Source organism: Mycobacterium sp. SM1, from assembly GCF_018361265.1.
In the GTDB taxonomy this organism is placed as follows: domain Bacteria; phylum Actinomycetota; class Actinomycetes; order Mycobacteriales; family Mycobacteriaceae; genus Mycobacterium.
Genome location: NZ_JAFLNH010000001.1, coordinates 140,644 through 160,773, shown reverse-complemented (window position 1 = coordinate 160,773; position 20,130 = coordinate 140,644). Strand labels below are relative to the sequence as shown.

The window sequence follows — 20,130 nt, the reverse complement described above, 5'->3', positions numbered from 1 at the left end:
CGCTAGGGTAGCGCTATGAGTCTGCCCGTTGTTTTGATCGCCGACAAGCTGTCCGAGTCCACCGTCGCCGCTCTTGGGGACGAGGTTGATGTCCGCTGGGTCGATGGCCCCGACCGGGAGAAGCTCCTGGCCGCGGTGCCCGACGCCGACGCGCTGCTGGTGCGGTCGGCGACCACCGTGGACGCCGAGGTGCTGGCCGCGGCGCCTAAGCTGAAGATCGTCGCCCGGGCCGGTGTCGGACTCGACAACGTCGACGTCGACGCCGCCACCGAACGCGGCGTGCTGGTAGTCAACGCCCCAACGTCGAACATCCACAGCGCCGCCGAACACGCGATCGCGCTGTTGCTGGCCGCGGCCCGCCAGATCCCGGCCGCCGATGCCTCGTTACGTTCCCACACCTGGAAGCGCTCGTCCTTCTCGGGGGTCGAGGTCTACGAAAAGACCGTCGGCATTGTCGGATTGGGCCGCATCGGGCAATTGGTGGCCCAGCGGTTGGCCGCTTTCGGCGCCCATCTCGTCGCCTACGATCCGTATGTGTCGCGGGCCCGGGCGGCGCAACTGGGCATCGAGCTGGTGTCCCTCGACGAGCTGTTGGCGCGCTCTGACTTCATCTCGGTGCATTTGCCGAAGACCCCGGAAACGGCAGGCCTGATCGACCGGGACGCGCTGGCCAAGACCAAGCCGGGGGTCATTGTCGTCAACGCCGCACGCGGCGGCCTGGTGGACGAGCAGGCGCTGGCCGAGGCGGTGACCAGTGGACATGTCCGCGCCGCGGGCTTAGACGTGTTCAGCAAAGAGCCCTGCACCGATAGCCCGCTGTTCGACTTGCCGCAAGTGGTCGTCACGCCTCACCTGGGTGCCTCGACCGCGGAGGCGCAGGAGCGTGCCGGCACCGACGTGGCCGAAAGCGTGAAGCTGGCACTGGCCGGGGAGTTCGTCCCCAACGCCGTCAACGTGGGTGCCGGGGTAGTCAGCGACGAGGTGTTGCCCTGGCTGGACCTGGTGCGCAAACTCGGGTTGCTGGTGGGGGTGCTTTCGGATCAACTGCCCACCTCGCTGGTGATCCAGGCACGCGGCGAGCTGGCCGCCGAAGATGTCGGCGTGTTGCGGCTCTCGGCCCTGCGGGGTTTGTTCTCGGCGGTTATCGAGGAGCCGGTGACGTTCGTCAATGCGCCGGCGATCGCCGAGGAACGTGGGGTTTCCGCCGAGATCAGCACCGTGACCGAGAGCCCTAACCACCGCAGCGTCGTCGACGTGCGGGCGGTGGCCGCTGACGGCTCGGCCGTCAACGTCGCTGGGGCGTTGTCCGGGCCGCAACAGGTGCAGAAGATCGTGCAGATCAACGGCCGCAACTTCGACCTGCGCGCCGAGGGAATCAACTTGGTCGTCCACTACATCGACCGGCCGGGAGCGCTGGGCAAGATCGGCACGCTGCTGGGTGCCGCCGGGGTGAACATCCACGCCGCTCAGCTCTCCGAGGACGCCGAGGGTCCCGGCGCGACGATTATGCTGCGGCTGGACCGCGATGTGCCCGAGGACGTGCGGTCGGCGATCGGCGCGGCGGTTGATGCCTTCAAGCTCGAGGTGGTCGACCTGTCGTGAGCCGCGCCGGCGACGATGCAGAGCGTAGCGATGCGCAGGAGCGGCGCCGATGGGCCGCGCCGGCGACGATGCAGAGCGTAGCGATGAGGAGGAGCGGCGCCGATGGGCCGCGCCGGCGACGATGCAGAGCGTAGCGATGAGGAGGAGCGGCGCCGATGAAGTTGGCGATCATCGCCGGCGACGGGATTGGCCCCGAGGTGGTGGCCGAGGCCGTCAAGGTCCTCGACGCGGTGCTGCCCGGCGTGGAGAAGAATCACTACGACCTCGGCGCACGACGCTTTCACGCCACGGGCGAGGTGTTGCCGGACTCGGTTTTAGCCGAGTTGCGCGCCCACGACGCGATCCTGCTCGGCGCGATCGGGGATCCGTCGGTGCCGGCCGGTGTGCTGGAGCGGGGGCTGCTGCTGCGGCTGCGCTTCGAGCTGGACCACTACATCAACCTGCGGCCCGCCCGGCTGTATCCGGGGGTGACCAGCCCGTTGACGCTGGATCCCGCGAACTGCGACATCGACCTCGTGGTGGTGCGCGAGGGCACCGAGGGCCCCTACACCGGCAGCGGCGGGGCGATCCGCGTCGGAACACCTCACGAGGTCGCCACCGAGGTCAGCGTCAACACCGCGTTTGGCGTGCGCCGGGTGGTCGGTGACGCATTCGAGCGCGCCCGGCACCGACGCAAACGGCTGACCTTGGTGCACAAAACCAATGTGCTGACCTTCGCGGGGGCCTTATGGTGGCGCGCCGTGCAGCAAATCGCCGAACACTACCCGGAGGTCGAGGTCAGCTACCAGCACGTCGACGCCGCGACCATCCACCTGGTCACCGACCCCGGTCGCTTCGATGTGGTTGTCACCGACAACCTGTTCGGCGACATCATCACCGATCTGGCCGCCGCGGTGTGCGGCGGCATTGGCCTGGCCGCCAGCGGCAATATCGACGCCACCCGGGCCAATCCGTCGATGTTCGAGCCGGTGCACGGCAGCGCGCCCGACATCGCTGGGCAGGGAGTCGCCGATCCGACCGCGGCGGTCATGTCGGTGGCGCTGCTGCTCGCCCATGTCGGCGAGGAAGCCGCCGCCGCACGCGTGGAGCGGGCCGTGGCGGCTCATCTGGCCACTCGGGGCAACGCCCGGCTGTCAACCCGTGAAATCGGTGATCGGATTCTCGCCGCGCTCTAGCGGCCGATCACGCGCTTCCGCGTTTACCGGCACCAACGGCACCGCCAACAGCGGGAATAACCCGCACACCGTGAATGCCAACGGGTAGCCGAGCGCGGTGATCAGCGCGCCGAACACGGGTGGTGTCACGCTCGCCGTCACCCGTTGGCCGGTGTTTTGGGCGCCCAGCGCGCGCCCGCTCCAAAACGGCCCGGCGTACTCGGGGATCGCCGTGGCGGCCAATCCATTGTCGGTCACCGCGATCACCGCCGCGACGACCATCGCCGCCTCGGCCAGCGGCGTGTCCAGGTAATCGTTGACCGCCAGCAGGAACATGGCCAGCCCGGCCAGGACGGCGAGGGTGCGGATCGGCCGCATCCGCGAGCCGGCACGGTCCGACCACCGGCCGACCGCGATCCGGGCCAGCGCGCCCAGCACCTGCGCGACGGTCACCAGCGCGCCGGCGGTGGCGACCGACCAGCGCTCGTCCTCGATCAGCCAGACCAGCATGAATGTGGCCGTCACCGCCTGCGGCACCATCAGCAGAGCCGACACCGCATGGATTCGCCACAACACCGCCGAGCCCCGGTACGGGCTGGCAAGCTCTTCGCCGGAGGCCCCTGCCCGGCCTTTCCGCGGCGGGTCGACCACACCCACCGCGCAGGCCACCGCCGACGCCGCGCACACGGCCGCGGGAAACATCAGTGCCGTCGCGATTCCACGTTCGGCCAGCTCGGGCATGATGGTCGCACCCACCGCGATGCCCAGCGGCTGTGCGGTCTGGCGAACACCCATCGCCAGACCCCGCTGGTGCGGTGGAAACCAGCCGGTGACCAGCCGCCCGCTGGCGGTGTTGCAGCTGGCGGCGGCCATGCCGCCGAGAAGCAGGAATGCCCCCACCGCGACGAGCGGCCGCACCGAGGCCGCGGCGTAGGCAGCCACCGCGGTGAGCCCCGAACCCACGGTGAGCACGATCCGCTCGCCCACACGGTCCACCAGATACCCCCAGCCGATCAGGGTGAAAACCATGCCGAAGCTGGGCATCGAGGACAACAGGCTGGCATCTGTGAGGGTGACATCCCGCTCGGCCTGCAGAGCCGGGATCACAAAGGCGACGCCGTTGATGAAGACGAAGGAGCACAGGGTCGCCGCCAGCGAAATCGCCACCATCGACCAGCGCGCGCCCATGCTGATCGAGTCGGTCGGCATAGGTCCATGGTTTCACATGGCTCGCGCCGACAGCGGTGACGAACGGCGAGCCGGCGCGCCGGAACGCACAGCGCCCCGTTTAGATTGGTCGGGTGCGCCTTGGTCGAATCGCCAGCCCCGACGGCGTCGCTTTCGTCAGCGTCGAAGGTGAGCTGCACGACCCCGCCACGATGATCGCCCGGGAGATCGCCGAGCACCCGTTCGGCACGCCGACCTTTACCGGGCGCTCGTGGCCGCTGACAGATGTGCGGCTGCTGGCGCCGACGCTGGCCAGCAAGGTCATCGGTGTCGGCAAAAACTACCCCGCCCACATCGCCGAAATGGGAGGAGGCGCGCCGACCGATCCGGTGATCTTCCTCAAGCCCAATACCGCGATCGTCGGGCCGAATGTGCCGATTCGATTGCCCGCCAAGGCATCACCCGTGCATTTCGAGGGCGAGTTGGCGGTGGTGATCAGCCGGCCGTGCAAGGACGTCGGTGCGGCCCGGGCCACCGAGCACATCCTGGGCTACACCATCGCCAACGACGTGACAGCACGCGACCAGCAACAAGCCGACGGCCAATGGATCCGGGCCAAAGGGCATGACACCTTTTGCCCGGTCGGGCCGTGGATTGTCACCGATGTCGACCCGGTCGACCTCGAGCTACGCACCGAGGTCAACGGCGACGTCAAACAGCGCAGCCGAACCTCGCTGATGATTCACGGCATCGGTGCGATCGTGGAATGGGTCTCGGCGGTGATGACGTTGCTGCCGGGGGACCTCATTTTGACCGGGACACCCGACGGCGTCGGCCCCATCGAGCACGGCGACACCGTCAGCGTTACCGTCGAGGGTATCGGGACACTGTCCAATCCTGTTGTTCGCAAAGGAATGTCGTGACGTCAACGGTAAGCGTTCGGGTCCGGTTCTGCCCGTCGCCCACCGGGATCCCACACGTCGGGCTGATCCGCACCGCGTTGTTCAACTGGGCCTACGCCCGGCACACCGGCGGCGTCTTCGTCTTCCGGGTGGAAGACACCGACCCCGGGCGTGACAGCGAGGAAAGCTATTTGGCGCTGCTGGACGCGTTGCGCTGGCTGGGCCTGAACTGGGACGAAGGCCCCGAGGTGGGCGGGCCGTACGGGCCGTACCGCCAGTCGCAGCGAAAAGGCATCTACCGTGACGTGGTGGCGCGACTGCTCGCCGCGGGGGAGGCCTACCAGGCCTTCTCGACTCCGCAGGAGGTCGAGGCCCGCCACCTCGCGGCCGGCCGCAACCCCAAGCTGGGTTACGACAACTTCGACCGTGATCTGACGGACGCGCAGCGCGCGGCCTACCTGGCGGCGGGCCGCACACCGGTGATACGGCTGCGGATGCCCGACGACGACCTCAGTTGGAACGACCTGGTGCGCGGACCAATGACCTTCGCGGCGGGCAGCATCCCCGATTTCGCGCTGACCCGCGCCAGCGGCGATCCGCTGTACACGTTGGTGAACCCGGTCGATGACGCGCTGATGAAGATCACCCATGTGCTGCGCGGCGAGGACCTGCTGCCGTCGACACCGCGTCAGATCGCGCTATATCGGGCGTTGATGCGGATCGGGGTGGCGGACCGGATCCCGGAATTCGCTCATCTGCCAACGGTGTTAGGAGAAGGTACCAAGAAGCTGTCGAAGCGTGATCCGCAGTCGAACCTGTTCGCCCACCGCGAGCGGGGATTCATTCCCGAAGGACTGCTGAATTATCTTGCGCTGCTAGGGTGGTCGATAGCAGCTGACCGTGACGTGTTCAGCCTCGACGAGATGGTGGCAGCGTTCGACGTCGTAGACGTCAACCCCAACCCGGCCCGGTTCGACCAGAAAAAGGCGGATGCCATCAACGCCGAACACATCCGCCTGCTTGACGCCGACGACTTCACCGCCAGGCTGCGCGAGTATTTCGATGCGCATGGCTATCACACCGGGCTGGACGACGCCGGGTTCGCGGCTGCGGCCCGGCTGGTGCAAACGCGCATCGTCGTGCTGGGCGATGCATGGCCGTTGCTGAAGTTCTTCAACGACGAGCACTACGCGATCGACCCCGAGGCCGCCGCCAAGGAGCTGGGATCAGACGCGATCCCGGTGCTCGACGCCGCCGTCGCGGCGCTGGAGGGCGTGGCCGATTGGACCGCGGCAGGAGTCGAGGCCGCCCTCAAGGCCGCACTGCTCGAGCGCCTCGGGCTGAAGCCGCGCAGGGCTTTCGGCCCGATCCGGGTGGCCGTCACGGGAGCGTCCGTCAGCCCGCCGCTGTTTGAGTCGCTGGAGCTGCTGGGACGCGCTCGCAGCCTGCGGCGGTTGCGCGCAGCCCGGCGCCTCAGCACGCGCCAGTCGGGCCGCGGTGGGGAATGCGATGAGAATCTTTGGTAGTCTGCACCTCGGCCGACGATCGCTGGCAGCAGCAGCCGAACTACCCGTGAAAGCTCGCTAAGTGCGCTCTGACCAGCGGGTTTCGCCAGCCAGTGGGGTATGGTGTAATTGGCAACACAGCTGATTCTGGTTCAGCCGTTCTAGGTTCGAGTCCTGGTACCCCAGCCCAGCGTGTGCACCGTGAAGGTCGGGCGGTGGCTAGGTGGGCGCCACCGGGTGGGCTATGCTGACAGCTCGGATCGGTCATGGCCCCGTCGTCTAGCGGCCTAGGACGCCGCCCTCTCACGGCGGTAGCGTGGGTTCGAATCCCATCGGGGCTACCTGCGACTCTGCCCCGGCGGGGCAGAGTCGGGCTTCCCCGGCGGCACTGGCCGGCCGCTAGCGCGTCGGCACGCTCGGCGCGGTGGAGCCGGCAATCGGCATCTGCGGCAGGCCGAGCTTGCGGTGATCCCACGAGCGCACGCGACGGACAATGAGGTGCACCCCGATCCGCTTGCGCATCATCTGGTCGATCGCCGACTTCTTGTCCGCGGTATAGGGACCGGTGTAGCGCTCCCATACGCTGACGCCGACCCGGAAGAGGGTGGCGGGATCCTCGACGATCTCGGCGACGCCTTCAAAGGAAACCCCGCGCAACGTGTCATAGGTGTCGCCATCCTCGATCAGAAAGCTCACCCGCGGGTCACGTCTGAGGTTGACGGCCTTTTGTGACTTGGCCTTGGTCTCCAGCCAGATGTCGCCGTCGATGACTCCGTACCACATCGCGGTCAAGTGGGGCTGCCCGTCGGGGCCGATGGTGGCCAGTGTGCCGGTGCGGCTGTTGGCGACGAAGTCGGCGATCTCGGCCTGCGACATGACGATCTGTGCGCGCTGGTTGACTCCCATGGCGTCAGTGTGGCAGCCCACGGTTTCGCGCTCGCTGGACGCCCGGCGTCGAGCGACCACGAGGGCTGCGAGTGTGCGCTGCGGGCGCGCTTTCCTCGCATCCCCTGGCTGCCCGGCCGAAGCCGCGACGCCCGCTCGTGGCTATCGGGCGCATCACAGGAGGCGGGTCAGTGCTTCGGCCGCCGCCACCAGGTCGGGGGCCCAACGCGCCCCGGGGCGCCGGCCCATCCGGTCGATCGGGCCGGACACGGAGATGGCCGCGATCACCGCGCCACTGGCATCGCGTACCGGTGCCGAGACACTGGCCACACCGGGCTCTCGCTCGGCAACGCTTTGCGCCCAGCCCCGTCGGCGCACCTCGGCCAACGCGCGCTCGGTGAATTTCGCTGTCGGCAATACGGCCTTCCGGGCGGCGGAGTCAGCGTATGCCAGCAGCACTTTGGCGCCGGAACCCGCCGTCATCGGCAAGCGCGTCCCGACCGGGACGGTATCTCGAAGGCCCGCAGGCGGTTCGAGTGCGGCCACGCAGACCCGCGTGGCGCCCTCGCGGCGGTAGACCTGCACGCTTTCACCGGTGGTGTCGCGCAGCCTGGGCAGCACCATCGCGGCGGCGGCCAGCAGCGGGTCGGCGGCGTGCGCCGCCAGCTCGCCGAGGGCGGGACCCAGCCGCCAGCGGCCATCGGCGTCGCGGGCCAGCAGGCGATGGACTTCCAGGCCGGCCGCCAGCCGGTGCGCGGTGGCCCGGGGCAAGCCGGTGCGGTCACACAATTCGGCCAGCCCGCAGGGCGATTCCGCGATCGCCTGCAGCACGCCCACGGCTTTGTCGAGAACGCCAATGCCGCTATGCTGTCTCATATACAGATATTAGCGTCCCACATTCTGAGAACGGAAAGTTAGTGGGCCGCAAACCGGCGAAAGCGAGACCACCATGGCAGCTGATCATCGCGGCCCGCGGACATTGGCGGAGAAGGTCTGGGAGGACCACGTTGTGGCCTCCGGCGGTGACGGTGAGCCCGCGCTGATCTACATCGACTTGCATTTGGTGCACGAGGTCACCAGCCCGCAGGCCTTCGACGGTCTGCGTCTTGCGGGGCGCCGGGTGCGGCGGCCCGACCTGACCCTCGCCACCGAGGATCACAACGTGCCCACCCTCGACATCGATAAGCCGATCGCGGACCCGGTGTCACGCACTCAGGTCGAGACGCTGCGTCGCAACTGCGCCGAATTCGGCATCCGGCTGCATCCGATGGGCGATATCGAGCAAGGCATTGTGCACGTCGTCGGGCCGCAGTTGGGCCTCACCCAGCCGGGCATGACGATCGTGTGCGGCGACAGCCACACCTCCACCCATGGCGCATTCGGCGCGCTGGCGATGGGCATTGGCACCTCGGAAGTCGAGCATGTGCTGGCCACTCAGACCCTGCCGCTACAGCCGTTCAAGACGATGGCGGTCAATGTCAACGGCCCGCTGCCCGCGGGTGTGACAGCCAAAGACCTCATCCTCGCGTTGATCGCCAAGATTGGCACCGGCGGCGGGCAGGGTTACGTCATCGAATACCGGGGCAGCACCATCGAATCGTTGTCCATGGAGGGCCGCATGACGATCTGCAACATGAGCATCGAAGCCGGCGCCCGCGCCGGGATGGTGGCGCCGGATGCGGTTACCTACGATTTTCTGCGCGGTCGCGCGCACGCGCCGAGTGCGAAGCACTGGGATGCCGCGGTGGCGTATTGGGACGGGTTGCGCACCGACCCCGGAGCGGTCTTCGACACCGAGATCTGCCTCGACGCGACCTCGTTGAGTCCGTTCGTCACCTGGGGCACCAACCCCGCCCAGGGGGTGCCGTTGGCCGGGGCCGTTCCCGATCCCGCCATGATGACCGATGACGCCCAGCGACAGGCCGCCGAGAAGGCGTTGGCATACATGGATCTTCGACCAGGAACCCCGATGCGCGATATCGCGGTCGATGTGGTCTTCGTCGGGTCGTGCACCAACGGCCGTATCGAGGATCTGCGGGCGGCGGCCGACGTGTTGCGCGGCCGCAAGGTGGCTCCGGGCGTGCGGATGCTCGTCGTGCCCGGGTCGATGCGGGTACGGGCGCAGGCTGAGGCCGAAGGGCTGGACGAGATTTTCACCTCAGCGGGCGCCGAGTGGCGCCAGGCGGGGTGCTCGATGTGTCTCGGGATGAACCCCGACCAGCTAGGGCCGGGAGAGCGGTGCGCCTCGACGTCCAATCGTAACTTCGAAGGGCGCCAGGGCAAGGGTGGCCGCACGCATCTGGTGTCCCCGGCGGTCGCGGCCGCCACCGCGGTACGCGGCAGGTTGTCCGCTCCGCAGGACTTGACCTGACCAATCCGGAGAACACGATGCATGCGAAGAAAGCAAGGAGATCAGCGTGGAAGCTTTTCGCACCCATACCGGTATCGGGGTCCCGCTGCGGCGGTCCAATGTTGACACCGACCAGATCATTCCGGCGGTCTATTTGAAACGGGTCAGCCGAACAGGCTTCGCGGACGGCTTGTTCGCGTCCTGGCGGGCAGACCCCTCATTCGTGCTCAACATTAGCCCGTTCGATCGGGGCACGGTCCTAGTCGCCGGCCCCGATTTCGGCATCGGGTCCTCGCGCGAGCATGCGGTGTGGGCGCTGATGGACTACGGATTCCGGGTGGTGATCTCGTCGCGGTTCGCCGACATTTTTCGGGGCAACGCGGGTAAGGCGGGGCTCTTGGCGGCCGAAGTTGCCCAAGACGGTGTGGAACTGCTCTGGGAGCTCATGGAACAGCACCCCGGTGTGGAAATCACTGCCAATCTTCAAGATCGGAATATCACAGCGGGAAGGCTACTGTTGCCATTCGCGATTGACGACTACACCGCCTGGCGGCTCCTTGAAGGACTCGACGATATAGCCCTTACGCTGCGCAAACTCGACCGGATCGAGTCTTTCGAAGCGACCCGCCCGATCTGGAAACCTCGGACCGTGCCGGCAGCCTAAGGGGCCGGCGACGACCGAATTTCGCACTTACCCCGGAACTGCGACTGGGTCATTTCAGGGCCCGGCTACCGGCAAAGGGCGGCAAGTGGATTCCTAGAAAATTCGCTAGATGCCCCTGAAATTAGGCGTGGCTCTTGGAAATCTGCCGGGTTAGGGTTTACCGTGTCCTCTAGTCGGTCCAAAGAGGACCACTGACTGCGGAGGTTTGGATGAACAAAGCAGAGCTCATCGACGTACTCACACAGAAAATGGGCTCGGATCGTCGATCGGCAACCGCTGCCGTCGAGAACATCGTCGACACCATCGTGCGCGCGGTGCATAGGGGTGAGAACGTCACGATCACCGGGTTCGGCGTGTTCGAGCAGCGGCACCGCGCGGCGCGCGTTGCGCGCAATCCCCGTACCGGCGAGACGGTTAGGGTAAAGCCGACAAACGTCCCGGCGTTCCGTCCGGGTGCGCAATTCAAAGCGATCGTGTCGGGCGCGCAGCGTCTCCCGGCAGAGGGGCCCGCCGTCAAGCGCGGTGTCATGGCGGGCGGGGCCAAGAGAGCGGCGAAGAAGGCGCCCGCGAAGAGGGCCGCAGCCAAGAAGACCGCGGCCAAAAAGGCAGCGGCGAAAACGGCGCCCGTCACCAAGAGGGCGGCTAAGAAAGCCGTTGGCACGGTTAAGGCGCCCGCTAAGAGGGCGACCAAAGCCGTGAAGAAGGCCACCAAGGCCACTGCCCGTAAGGCGACCAAGGCCCCGGCTAAAAAGTCAACCGCCAAGAAGGCCCCCGCCAGGCAGGCGACGGCCAGAAGAGGACGCAAGTAAGGAGATAACCGGTTCGCTCACGCGGATGCCCTTCGGGAGTGCTCCCCGAAGGGCATCCGCGTCTCAGGCCGATGTCTTGGGGGGAAGTGCGCTGGCAAGATGGTCGGCCGCCACCAGGCGGCCGCCGTGCAGCGACAGTACCCAGGTGCTGCCCTTGCGGTTGCGGGACTTGTCCGGGCGCACCCCGTCGCGGTCACACCACCAGGCGATCAGGTCTGGAATCACTTCCCCCTGTGTGCATATCACCGGTGTGCTTCCCACCGGCCGGGGAACTTCTGAGGCCGCGTCATCCAGGCCGGCGATCTGCATAACCCGGCGCCGGGCGCGTCCGGGATTCTCGGCGTAGGCCTCGGCGGTCAGCGCGGGCTCGTTGATGATGGTGACGCCCAGCTCTTCGGCCAGTGGTTCCACCGTCTGATGGCACCGCACCTTATCGGCGGCATGCACCTCGGTGGCCCCGAAGGCCATCAGCTGCCCGACGAGCGCCTCCGCCTGGGCGCGGCCCTTTTTGTCCAGCGGACGCGCGGCGTCGTTGCCGGAGAACGGTTTTTTGCTGCCCGCGGTGCCGTGGCGGACGATCAGCAGCGTGTGGGTATCGGCCGGAATTGTGGCAAAGCGGCGCAGCACCTTTCGGTCGTGCTCGTAGGAGAGCTTCGCGGCGGCGTCAGGGACCGCCAGCCACAGCAGGTCATCAACCTCGCGGCCGGGCGTGAACTCCCCGCCGAGGCTGCGCGCCGCCCAATAGCGCACCCTTTTGATGCCCTGCTCGACCGGGTAGCTCACGCGGTGGAGCCGACGTCCAAGATGCACGTGGTGGCCGGTTTCTTCCAGCACTTCCCGCACCACGGTCACCGGCTCGGTTTCGCCGGGATCGACCTTGCCTTTGGGCAGCGACCAGTCGTCGTAGCGGGGGCGGTGGATCACCGCAACCTCGACCGCGGTGTCGGAGCCCGGCCGCCAGACCACCGCGCCGGCGGCACCGATAATGGTGCCGGCGCGACGTTGGCCGCCCGGCAATGTCTCTGTCGGCACCTTAACTCCTGCAGGTCAATTCGTCCCTGGACATTACGTTACGGACGCGGTGCCGGGATGACGGCACGCCGGTGTCACGGGTTGCGGTGCTTTTCCATCAGCGAGACCTGGTGGTCGCGCACGGTGTGACCGGGCTGTGGTGAGGCCGTCCACTGTCCGTTGGGCCCGAGCACCCAGCACCGGGTGGCCGGGTGCAGCGCCGACTCGAAAATGTCGTCGAGTTGGGCGGTCAGCCTGGGGTCTTTGACTTGAGCCATCGCCTCGACCCGCCGGTCCAGGTTGCGATGCATCATGTCGGCGCTGCCGATCCAGAACTCGTTGATGGCGCGGAAGTGGATGATCCGCGAGTGCTCCAGGAACCGGCCGAGGATCGAGCGCACCGAGATGTTGTCGGAATAGCCCTGGGCGCCTGGGCGCAGCGCGCAAATCCCACGCACCACCACCTCGACCGGCACACCCGCCTGCGATGCGCGGTAGAGCGCATCGATGACCTGTTCGTCCACGAGAGCGTTGAGTTTAAACCGGATCCGCCCGTTACCGGTCTGGAGGTGGGCGGCAACCTCGCGCTCGATGCGGTCGATGATGCCGCTGCGAATACCGTGCGGGGCCACCAGCAGATTGCGGTAGGAGACCTTGCGCGAGTAGCCGGTGAGCGAGTTGAACAGGTCGGTCAAGTCGGCGCCGATATCGGGAGCCGCCGTGAACAGCCCGAGATCCTCGTAGAGCCGTGCCGTCTTGCTGTTGTAGTTGCCGGTTCCGATGTGGCAGTAGCGCCTAATGGCCGAGCCCTCACGGCGCACCACCAGGCACGTCTTGCAGTGCGTCTTGAGCCCCACCAGCCCGTACGCCACATGAACCCCCGCCTGCTCGAGCGCGCGCGCCCACTGGATATTGGCTTGCTCGTCGAAGCGGGCCTTGATCTCAACCAATGCCACCACTTGTTTTCCGGCCTCCGCGGCATCGATCAGCGCCCGCACGATCGGCGAGTCACCGGACGTGCGGTACAGCGTCTGCTTGATCGCCAGCACATCGGGGTCCGCGGCGGCCTGTTCGATAAACCGTTGCACGCTGGTGGAAAACGAGTCGTACGGGTGGTGCACCAGCACATCGCCTTCGCGCAGCGTCGCGAAGATGCTTTTGGGTGTCTCGCGCTCGGCGAACGCCGGCGGAGTCGCCGGCACGAAGGGCGGATCCTTGAGCGCGGGGCGGTCCAGCTCGTAGATCTGCCACAACGACGACAGGTCCAGCGGCCCCGGCACTTCGATGACGTCGCCCGGGTGCACGTCGAGTTCCCGCAGCAGCAGCTCCAGCATGTGCTCGGTCATGTCGTCGGACACCTCCAGACGCACCGGCGAGCCGAATCGCCGCCGGGCCAGTTCCCGCTCCAGTGCCTGCAGCAGATCCTCGTCGCGGTCCTCTTCCACCTCGAAGTCGGCGTTGCGGGTAATGCGAAACACGTGGTGCTCGACGATCTCCAGCCCAGGAAACAGCACCGGGAGGAACGCCGCGATCAGCTCCTCCATCGGCAGGAACCGCACCACCGGCTTTCCGTCGGCTGCTACGCCGCCGGAAAGCTCGACAAAACGATCCACGTTGTTGGGCACCTTGACCCGGGCGAAGTGCTGGCCGCCGTCATCGGGGCGCCGCACCGTGACCGCCAGATTCAGGCTCAGCCCGCTGACGAATGGAAAGGGGTGAGCCGGATCGACGGCCAGCGGTGTCAGGACGGGGAAAACCTGCTCCTGGAAGTAGACCGAGAGTTGATCACGCTCGGCCTGGTCCAAATCGGCCCACGTGATGATGTGGATCCCTTCCTCGGCGAGCGCGGGCCGCACCGAATCGAGAAACACGTGGGCGTGCCGGCTGGCGATCTGCTGGGTCAGCTCGCCGATGCGCCGCAACTGCTCACGGGGTGTCAGACCGTCCGCGGAGCGAACCGAAAGACCCATCTCGTCGCGGCGCTTGAGGCCGGCGACGCGAACCATGTAGAACTCATCGAGGTTGGACGCGAAGATCGCCAGGAACTTGGCGCGCTCCAGTAACGGCAGCGAGGTGTCGGCGGCCAGCGCCAGCACCCGCGCGTTGAAGTCCAGCCAACTCAGTTCCCGGTTCAGATAGCGATCCTCGGGAAGCCGCTCGTCGATCGCGACGGTGGTCGCAGCCGGAGGCGCTCCCGGGGCGGAACCGTCCGGATGCCACGCGCTCTCGTCGGGTCGTACCTCGGCTTTGATTTCGGTCATGCTTTCGATCATCGCGTATCAGCGGGTGGTGTTGCCACCGCCGCGCAGATCCGGATGCCGCTGGCGGCGACCTTCGGGCGGCCTGGCGGGCTTTCAGCGGCGGGCAAGGGCACGCGCGGTCGCGGCCCCGACGCCGAGTCGGCGGGCTACCGCCAAGTCTGCCGGGGTATCGATGTCACACCGCAGACCCGGCCAGGCGCCGATGAGCTCGACCGCGCCCGAACGCCGGTGGCGGGCCGCGGAGTCCGGGCCGAACCGGGGCTCCAGTGCGGTCTCGAACGCGCACAGCGCGGTGGTGCCGGTGCCTTGGCGGTCGGTGATGAAGCTACGCCGATGACGGCGTGCCGCGGCGATCGCTTCGGCGAGCTCGTGCGGTTGTAAAGCCGGTAGATCACCTTGTAACACAACGATATTGGGCGCTGATTTGGTAACCACTCGCTCGGCGAGGGCGATCGCGTGGTTCAGCGGATCGTGGTGGCTCTCCGGAGTGGGGTCGGCTAGGACCTGCGCTCCGAGTTCGGCCGCCGCGGCGGCGGCCGCTGCGTCGGGTGTGACGACGGTGATGCAGCGCAGCGAACCCACGGCGGTCGCCGCGGAAAGGGTGTCGACCAGCATGGCCAGGACCACCGCCTCGCGGTGTTCGGGCGAAAAAATCGCCGCCAGCCTGGTCTTGGCGGAGGCCAGCCGCTTGACGGCGATGATCAAGCCGACGTCGGCGCCGGCCTGCGTGCCGCTCATGCGCTCATCCTGCCAAAGGGCGCACCCCGACTAGGGTGGGCGCCGAAAGCACTCGCACGACGATGGAGGATGGCGCCGATGACGGGCCCGATAGCGGTGATGGGCGCAGGCGCCTGGGGCACCGCGCTGGCCAAGGTGCTGGCCGACGCCGGCGCCGAGGTCATGTTGTGGGCGCGGCGGCCCGAGGTTGCCGAGGAGATCAATGCCACGAGACGCAACAGCGGGTATTTGCCGGGTGTTGCGCTGCCCGGGGGCATTCGTGGCACCGCCCGCGCCGAAGAAGCGCTGAGCGGGGCGTCGACGGTGCTGCTGGGTGTGCCGGCGCAGACGATGCGGGCCAACCTGGAAAAGTGGGCCGGCCTGTTGCCCGCGGGCGCGACCCTGGTCAGTCTGGCCAAAGGCATCGAACTGGGCACCCTGATGCGGATGAGCCAGGTCGTCGTCGCGGTGACCGGTGCCGACCCCGATCAGGTGGCGGTGATCTCCGGGCCGAACTTGGCCGCGGAGATCGCCGACGAGCAGCCCGCCGCCACCGTCGTGGCGTGCAGCGACTCCGGGCGCGCGGTTGCCCTGCAGCGCGCGCTGAAGACCAGGTATTTCCGCCCGTACACCAACGCCGACGTCATCGGCACCGAACTCGGTGGGGCCTGCAAGAACGTCATCGCGCTGGCGTGCGGCATGGCGGCCGGCGTGGGCTTCGGCGAAAACACCGCAGCGGCGATCATCACCAGGGGATTAGCGGAGATTATGCGGCTCGGCAGGGCGCTGGGGGCCAAAGGCGCAACACTGGCCGGTCTGGCGGGCGTGGGGGACCTGGTCGCCACCTGCACCTCGCCGCATTCGCGTAACCGATCCTTCGGGACGCTGCTGGGCAGGGGGGAGACAATGCAGTCGGCGCTGCGGGCGTGGGACGGCCACGTTGTCGAGGGGGTGACATCGTGCGAGTCGGTGCTTGCGCTGGCCGCCAGCTACGACGTGGAGATGCCCCTCACCGACGCCGTGCACCGGGTTTGCCATCGGGGGCTCTCGGTCGACGAGGCGATGCTCTTGCTGCTGGGCCGCAGCACCAAGCCGGAATGACCCGGTTGGCACCCGACAACCCGGCACGGCGGGCGCCGGCCCGGTAGCCTCTCTAGGTTGTGAGCGCTGGCAGAGCGTCCGGCTCCGCCGGGCGGGTCCGCGTCGCCGTCGTGTTCGGCGGACGCAGCGACGAGCACGCCATCTCTTGCGTGTCGGCGGGCAGCATCCTGGGTAATCTCGACCCGCGGCAGTTCGAGGTGATCCCGGTCGGCATCACCCCGGAGGGCCGCTGGGTGCTTACCGACGTCCGCCCCGAGGCGCTGACCATCGCCGACCGCCGGCTTCCGGGGGTGAGCCCGGAGTCCGGTGCCGAGATCGCCCTGCCCGCCGACCCGCGCCGAGCCGGCCAGCTGCTCGCCCTCGGCGCCGGCGCGGGAGAGGTTCTGGCGTCGGTTGACGTGGTGTTCCCGGTGCTGCACGGTCCCTACGGAGAGGACGGCACCATCCAGGGGCTGCTGGAACTGGCCGGCATCCCCTACGTGGGGAGCGGGGTATTGGCCAGCGCCGCAGGCATGGACAAGGAGTTCACCAAGAAGTTGCTGGCCGCCGAAGGGCTTCCCGTCGGCGCGCATGCGGTGCTGCGGCCGTCGCAGCCGACACTGCCGCCCGAGGAGCGCCAGCGGCTGGGGTTGCCGGTGTACGTGAAGCCCGCACGCGGCGGCTCGTCGATCGGGATCAGCCGGGTGACCACCTGGGATCAGTTGCCCACGGCCATCGCCCACGCGCGTCGTCACGACCCGAAAGTGCTCGTGGAGGCCGCGGTGACCGGTCGCGAATTGGAATGCGGTGTCCTCGAGTTCCCCGACGGCACAGTGCAAGCCAGCACCGTCGGTGAAATCCGGGTGGCCGGGGTGCGCGGACGCGAAGACGCGTTTTATGACTTTGCGACCAAATACCTTGACGACGCCGCCGAATTGGACGTGCCCGCCAAGATCGACGACGACATCAGCACGGCGGTGCGGGAGTTGGCGATCGCCGCCTTCCGGGCGATCGACTGCCAAGGCCTGGCCCGGGTGGACTTCTTCCTCACCGAGGAGGGGCCGCTGATCAATGAGGTCAACACCATGCCGGGTTTCACGCCCATTTCGATGTATCCGCGGATGTGGGCGGCCAGCGGCGTCGACTATCCCGCCCTGTTGGCGACGATGGTGCGCACGGCGCTGGCGCGGGGCGTGGGGCTGCGTTAGCCGGGGCACCGTCGGCCCGTCATCGGCCCGTCATCGGCCCGGCGGCCCCGGCCTGAGCGGTGCGGCGGGAATCGTGCCGTCGATCAGATCGGAGAGTTGCTGGATGGGGGTGGGCCCGGAGCCGGGCGGCAACGTCAGCGCCACGTAGACCCTGCGGTCGACCGTGTACCAGGTGCTGCGGCCGGCATCGTGGCCGGAACGGGAATCCGTCACCCGAAACCACTGCACCCGGTCGACGACCTGGATCGGTGAACCCACCACGAAATCCGCCGGGGGTTCCAGGCCGCACCGCAGTACCACGAGCTCACCATCGCGCCGCCAGGCCGCGGTGCCGGGCGGCACGGGTTGAGCGGCGGGGGCGCGCTGGTAGTCACCGAGCCGCCGCGGCAGCGCCGCCAGCAGCGCCCGGCACGATGGGTCGTCGGCCTGCGGAGCCGGCACGGCCGGAAGGGCCACCGGTTGCCGGGAGGGCTGCCGGGTGGCCGCGATCGCCAGCACGACACCGACCGCCGCAACGCCCAGCACCAGGGCGGCGATCAGCGCCGCGCGCGGCGGCCCGTCGGAGTTGGGCACCGTGTCACCTCCAGCTCTGCGCGCCGGCCCGTGCCGGGCGCCTGCCCGGCCGCCTTACACTGCCCGAGTCGGCGCCGGGAAACCCACCCTGATATCTCGACATCTCGCCGGCCGCCGGCGGGCAAGGAGGCGGTGTGAGCAGCGGTGAGCGCGGTCTCACCCTCGGTGAGCTTGGTGAGTTCGGCATGATCGAGCGGCTGTTGGCGGGGCGTCGCCAGCCCGCCGCGGTGGCGATCGGGCCGGGGGACGACGCGGCCATGGTATACGCCGACGGCGGTCGCACGCTGGTGTCGACGGATATGCTCGTGCAGGACCGCCATTTCCGGCTGGACTGGTCGACGCCGCATAGCGTGGGCCGTAAATCCATCGCACAAAACGCTGCCGACATCGAGGCGATGGGCGCGCGGGCCACCGCCTTTGTTGTCGCCTTCGGTGCGCCCCCCGACACCCCCGCGGGGCTGGTGAGCGCGCTGGCGGATGGGATGTGGGAGGAAGCGGAGCGGATCGGGGCCGGCATTGTGGGTGGCGATCTGGTCAGCTGCCCGCAGTGGGTGGTGGCGGTGACCGCGCTGGGTGATCTGCCCGGACGCCCGCCGGTGCTGCGGTCCGGTGCGCGGCCCGGCTCGGTGATCGCGCTCGCCGGCGAGCTCGGTCGCTCTGCCGCTGGATATGCATTGTGGAGCAAGGGAATTGAAGGATTTGACGACCTGCGCCGCCGCCACCTGGTGCCGCGGCCGCCTTATGGGCAGGGTCGGGTCGCCGCCGAGGCCGGAGCGCAGGCGATGATCGATGTCTCCGACGGCCTGGTGGCCGATCTGCGCCACCTCGCGGCGGCCTCCGCCGTGGGCGTGGACCTGAGCACCGAGGGACTGGCGCCGGAGTGCCAGCCGTTGCTGGCGGCCGCCGAGGCGGTGGGCACCGATCCGTGGGCGTGGGTGCTGACCGGGGGAGAGGACCACGCGCTGGCTGCGGCGTTCGCCGACCGGGTACCGGCCGGCTGGCGCGTCATCGGGCGGGTTCTTGACGGCCCGCCCCGGGTGCTCGTCGACGGCAAGGAGTGGCACGGGTATGCGGGTTGGCAGTCCTTCGGATCGCTAGCCTGAAGCAGGTGACCCGATATGCCCAGAGCGCCGCGCGGACGGGAGGGAGCCCCATGACCGCACGTCCGCTCAGTGAGCTCGTCGATGCGGGCTGGGCGCGTGCGCTCGAGCCGGTCGGCACCCAGGTCGCCCGGATGGGTCAGTTCTTGCGCGGCGAGATCGCAGCCGGCCGGGGCTACCTTCCTTCCGGGAAGAATGTGTTGCGCGCCTTTACCTTTCCATTCGATCAGGTGCGGGTGCTGATCGTCGGCCAAGACCCCTATCCGACACCGGGGCACGCGGTGGGGTTGAGCTTCTCGGTGGCTCCGCAGGTGCGGCCGCTGCCGCGCAGTTTGGAGAACATTTTCGCCGAGTATGCCAGTGATCTCGGCTATCCGTTGCCGTCGTCGGGAGATCTGACGCCCTGGGCGCAGCGGGGGGTGATGTTGCTCAACCGGGTGCTGACGGTGCAGCCCGGCAGCCCGGCGTCGCATCGCGGCAAGGGCTGGGAGCCGGTTACCGAGTGCGCCATTCGCGCGCTGGTGGACCGTCGGCAGCCGATGGTGGCCATCTTGTGGGGCCGTGACGCCTCGACGCTGAAACCGATGCTGGCCAGGGGTGAGTGTGTGACGATCGAATCAGCGCATCCCTCGCCGTTATCGGCGTCCCGCGGTTTTTTCGGTTCGCGGCCGTTTAGTCGCGCCAACGAGTTGCTGGCCGGGCTGGGTGCCGAGCCGATCGATTGGCGTTTGCCGTAGCGCGGTGCTGATTGTGTTGCACAACAACGGTTCTCGTGCGACGCTTGTCATGCGACGGGCCCGTGGCCGTGCCGGCACGGTGAGCGAACATCCACCGGCGTGCCGCCCGCGGAGTGCCGACGCGGGTGCCCGCCGGTGCGCATCGCTACCCGCGGGTGACTTTTCCGGCCTTGAGGCAGGAGGTGCAGACGTTGATCCGCCGCTTGTTGCCGCCCGGGCGGGTCACGGCGTGCACGGTTTGGATATTGGGGTTCCAGCGGCGGCTGGTCCGGCGGTGGGAGTGTGATACCGACTTGCCGAATCCCGGACGCTTCCCGCAGATATCGCACACGGCTGCCATGTCTAACTCCTCGGATCGCCTGCTCGGGGCCGTGTCGTTGGCCTGCTCGCCATCGTGCCGGATCG

General features: G+C 68.1%; 18 protein-coding genes, 2 tRNA genes and 1 pseudogene. 13 read left to right on the top strand and 8 right to left on the bottom strand.

The window, feature by feature from the left end; all coding sequences use genetic code 11:
- The first annotated feature begins 15 nt into the window (after positions 1-15).
- Positions 16-1,602, top strand: a complete 1,587-nt coding sequence (gene serA, locus MSM1_RS00725; RefSeq protein ID WP_213439751.1) for a phosphoglycerate dehydrogenase — start codon at positions 16-18, stop codon at positions 1,600-1,602.
- 155 nt (positions 1,603-1,757) lie between these two features.
- Entirely contained in the window at positions 1,758-2,777 is a 1,020-nt protein-coding gene (locus tag MSM1_RS00720) for a 3-isopropylmalate dehydrogenase (protein WP_213439750.1), read from the top strand.
- Here MSM1_RS00720 and MSM1_RS00715 read toward each other — a convergent pair.
- On the bottom strand, positions 2,736-3,965 hold the full coding sequence (locus MSM1_RS00715; RefSeq protein WP_213439749.1) for an MFS transporter: 1,230 nt from the start codon (positions 3,963-3,965) through the stop codon (positions 2,736-2,738). The two genes, MSM1_RS00720 and MSM1_RS00715, sit on opposite strands and share 42 nt — an antisense overlap.
- A 92-nt stretch (positions 3,966-4,057) precedes the next feature.
- Between MSM1_RS00715 and MSM1_RS00710 the strand changes: the two genes are divergently transcribed.
- The 4 genes from MSM1_RS00710 (at position 4,058) to MSM1_RS00695 (ending at position 6,671) form a co-directional block, all read left to right on the top strand.
- Complete coding sequence (locus MSM1_RS00710; protein ID WP_213439748.1) at positions 4,058-4,846, top strand: fumarylacetoacetate hydrolase family protein; 789 nt, start codon at positions 4,058-4,060, stop codon at positions 4,844-4,846.
- On the top strand, positions 4,843-6,351 hold the full coding sequence (gltX, locus tag MSM1_RS00705; RefSeq protein WP_213439747.1) for a glutamate--tRNA ligase: 1,509 nt from the start codon (positions 4,843-4,845) through the stop codon (positions 6,349-6,351). Before MSM1_RS00710 ends, gltX begins: the two co-directional genes overlap by 4 nt.
- 93 nt (positions 6,352-6,444) lie before the next feature.
- Positions 6,445-6,516, top strand: a tRNA-Gln gene (locus MSM1_RS00700).
- Positions 6,517-6,598: 82 nt separating this feature from the next.
- Positions 6,599-6,671, top strand: a tRNA-Glu gene (locus MSM1_RS00695).
- A gap of 58 nt (positions 6,672-6,729) precedes the next feature.
- Here the strand turns inward: MSM1_RS00695 and MSM1_RS00690 are convergent.
- Both MSM1_RS00690 and MSM1_RS00685 read right to left on the bottom strand, forming a co-directional pair.
- Positions 6,730-7,236 (bottom strand): PPOX class F420-dependent oxidoreductase, encoded by a 507-nt coding sequence (locus MSM1_RS00690; protein WP_213439746.1) that lies wholly within the window; start codon positions 7,234-7,236, stop codon positions 6,730-6,732.
- 153 nt (positions 7,237-7,389) lie between these two features.
- Positions 7,390-8,091: an IclR family transcriptional regulator gene (locus MSM1_RS00685; protein WP_213439745.1), complete on the bottom strand. Its 702-nt coding sequence runs from the start codon at positions 8,089-8,091 to the stop codon at positions 7,390-7,392.
- Positions 8,092-8,164: 73 nt separating this feature from the next.
- Between MSM1_RS00685 and leuC the strand changes: the two genes are divergently transcribed.
- From leuC to MSM1_RS00670, 3 genes are all read left to right on the top strand, one after another.
- Entirely contained in the window at positions 8,165-9,586 is a 1,422-nt protein-coding gene (gene leuC / locus MSM1_RS00680; protein ID WP_213439744.1) for a 3-isopropylmalate dehydratase large subunit, read from the top strand.
- Positions 9,587-9,632: 46 nt separating this feature from the next.
- The gene (gene leuD / locus MSM1_RS00675) at positions 9,633-10,229 is read left to right on the top strand and encodes a 3-isopropylmalate dehydratase small subunit (RefSeq protein ID WP_213439743.1); all 597 of its coding nucleotides are present in this window, start codon (positions 9,633-9,635) and stop codon (positions 10,227-10,229) included.
- 209 nt (positions 10,230-10,438) lie between these two features.
- Positions 10,439-11,038 carry an HU family DNA-binding protein gene (locus MSM1_RS00670; RefSeq protein WP_213439742.1) on the top strand — a complete coding sequence of 200 codons (600 nt, stop codon included), beginning with the start codon at positions 10,439-10,441 and terminating at the stop codon, positions 11,036-11,038.
- Between the two features lie 63 nt (positions 11,039-11,101).
- On the opposite strand, the gene MSM1_RS00665 is transcribed toward MSM1_RS00670, so the two are convergent.
- The 3 genes and pseudogenes from MSM1_RS00665 to cofC form a co-directional block, all read right to left on the bottom strand.
- On the bottom strand, positions 11,102-12,070 hold the full coding sequence (locus MSM1_RS00665; protein ID WP_213439741.1) for an NUDIX hydrolase: 969 nt from the start codon (positions 12,068-12,070) through the stop codon (positions 11,102-11,104).
- A gap of 74 nt (positions 12,071-12,144) precedes the next feature.
- Positions 12,145-14,332, bottom strand: a pseudogene (locus tag MSM1_RS00660) (RNA degradosome polyphosphate kinase).
- A 71-nt stretch (positions 14,333-14,403) separates the two neighbouring features.
- Positions 14,404-15,048 (bottom strand): 2-phospho-L-lactate guanylyltransferase, encoded by a 645-nt coding sequence (gene cofC / locus MSM1_RS00655; protein ID WP_213439739.1) that lies wholly within the window; start codon positions 15,046-15,048, stop codon positions 14,404-14,406.
- Positions 15,049-15,117: 69 nt separating this feature from the next.
- Between cofC and MSM1_RS00650 the strand changes: the two genes are divergently transcribed.
- Together MSM1_RS00650 and MSM1_RS00645 are read left to right on the top strand one after the other, a co-directional pair.
- Positions 15,118-16,128, top strand: coding sequence for an NAD(P)H-dependent glycerol-3-phosphate dehydrogenase (locus tag MSM1_RS00650; RefSeq protein WP_213439738.1), 1,011 nt, complete (start codon positions 15,118-15,120; stop codon positions 16,126-16,128).
- 59 nt (positions 16,129-16,187) lie between these two features.
- On the top strand, positions 16,188-17,315 hold the full coding sequence (locus MSM1_RS00645; RefSeq protein WP_213439737.1) for a D-alanine--D-alanine ligase family protein: 1,128 nt from the start codon (positions 16,188-16,190) through the stop codon (positions 17,313-17,315).
- A gap of 30 nt (positions 17,316-17,345) precedes the next feature.
- On the opposite strand, the gene MSM1_RS00640 is transcribed toward MSM1_RS00645, so the two are convergent.
- Positions 17,346-17,888: a DUF3515 domain-containing protein gene (locus MSM1_RS00640; protein WP_213439736.1), complete on the bottom strand. Its 543-nt coding sequence runs from the start codon at positions 17,886-17,888 to the stop codon at positions 17,346-17,348.
- Between the two features lie 134 nt (positions 17,889-18,022).
- Here MSM1_RS00640 and MSM1_RS00635 point away from each other — a divergent pair, with 134 nt between their 5' ends.
- Positions 18,023-18,991 carry a thiamine-phosphate kinase gene (locus MSM1_RS00635; protein WP_307857241.1) on the top strand — a complete coding sequence of 323 codons (969 nt, stop codon included), beginning with the start codon at positions 18,023-18,025 and terminating at the stop codon, positions 18,989-18,991.
- A gap of 50 nt (positions 18,992-19,041) precedes the next feature.
- Positions 19,042-19,725 carry a uracil-DNA glycosylase gene (locus MSM1_RS00630; protein ID WP_213439735.1) on the top strand — a complete coding sequence of 228 codons (684 nt, stop codon included), beginning with the start codon at positions 19,042-19,044 and terminating at the stop codon, positions 19,723-19,725.
- Between the two features lie 145 nt (positions 19,726-19,870).
- On the opposite strand, the gene rpmB is transcribed toward MSM1_RS00630, so the two are convergent.
- Positions 19,871-20,065: a 50S ribosomal protein L28 gene (gene rpmB, locus MSM1_RS00625; RefSeq protein ID WP_213439734.1), complete on the bottom strand. Its 195-nt coding sequence runs from the start codon at positions 20,063-20,065 to the stop codon at positions 19,871-19,873.
- Positions 20,066-20,130: the final 65 nt, after the last annotated feature.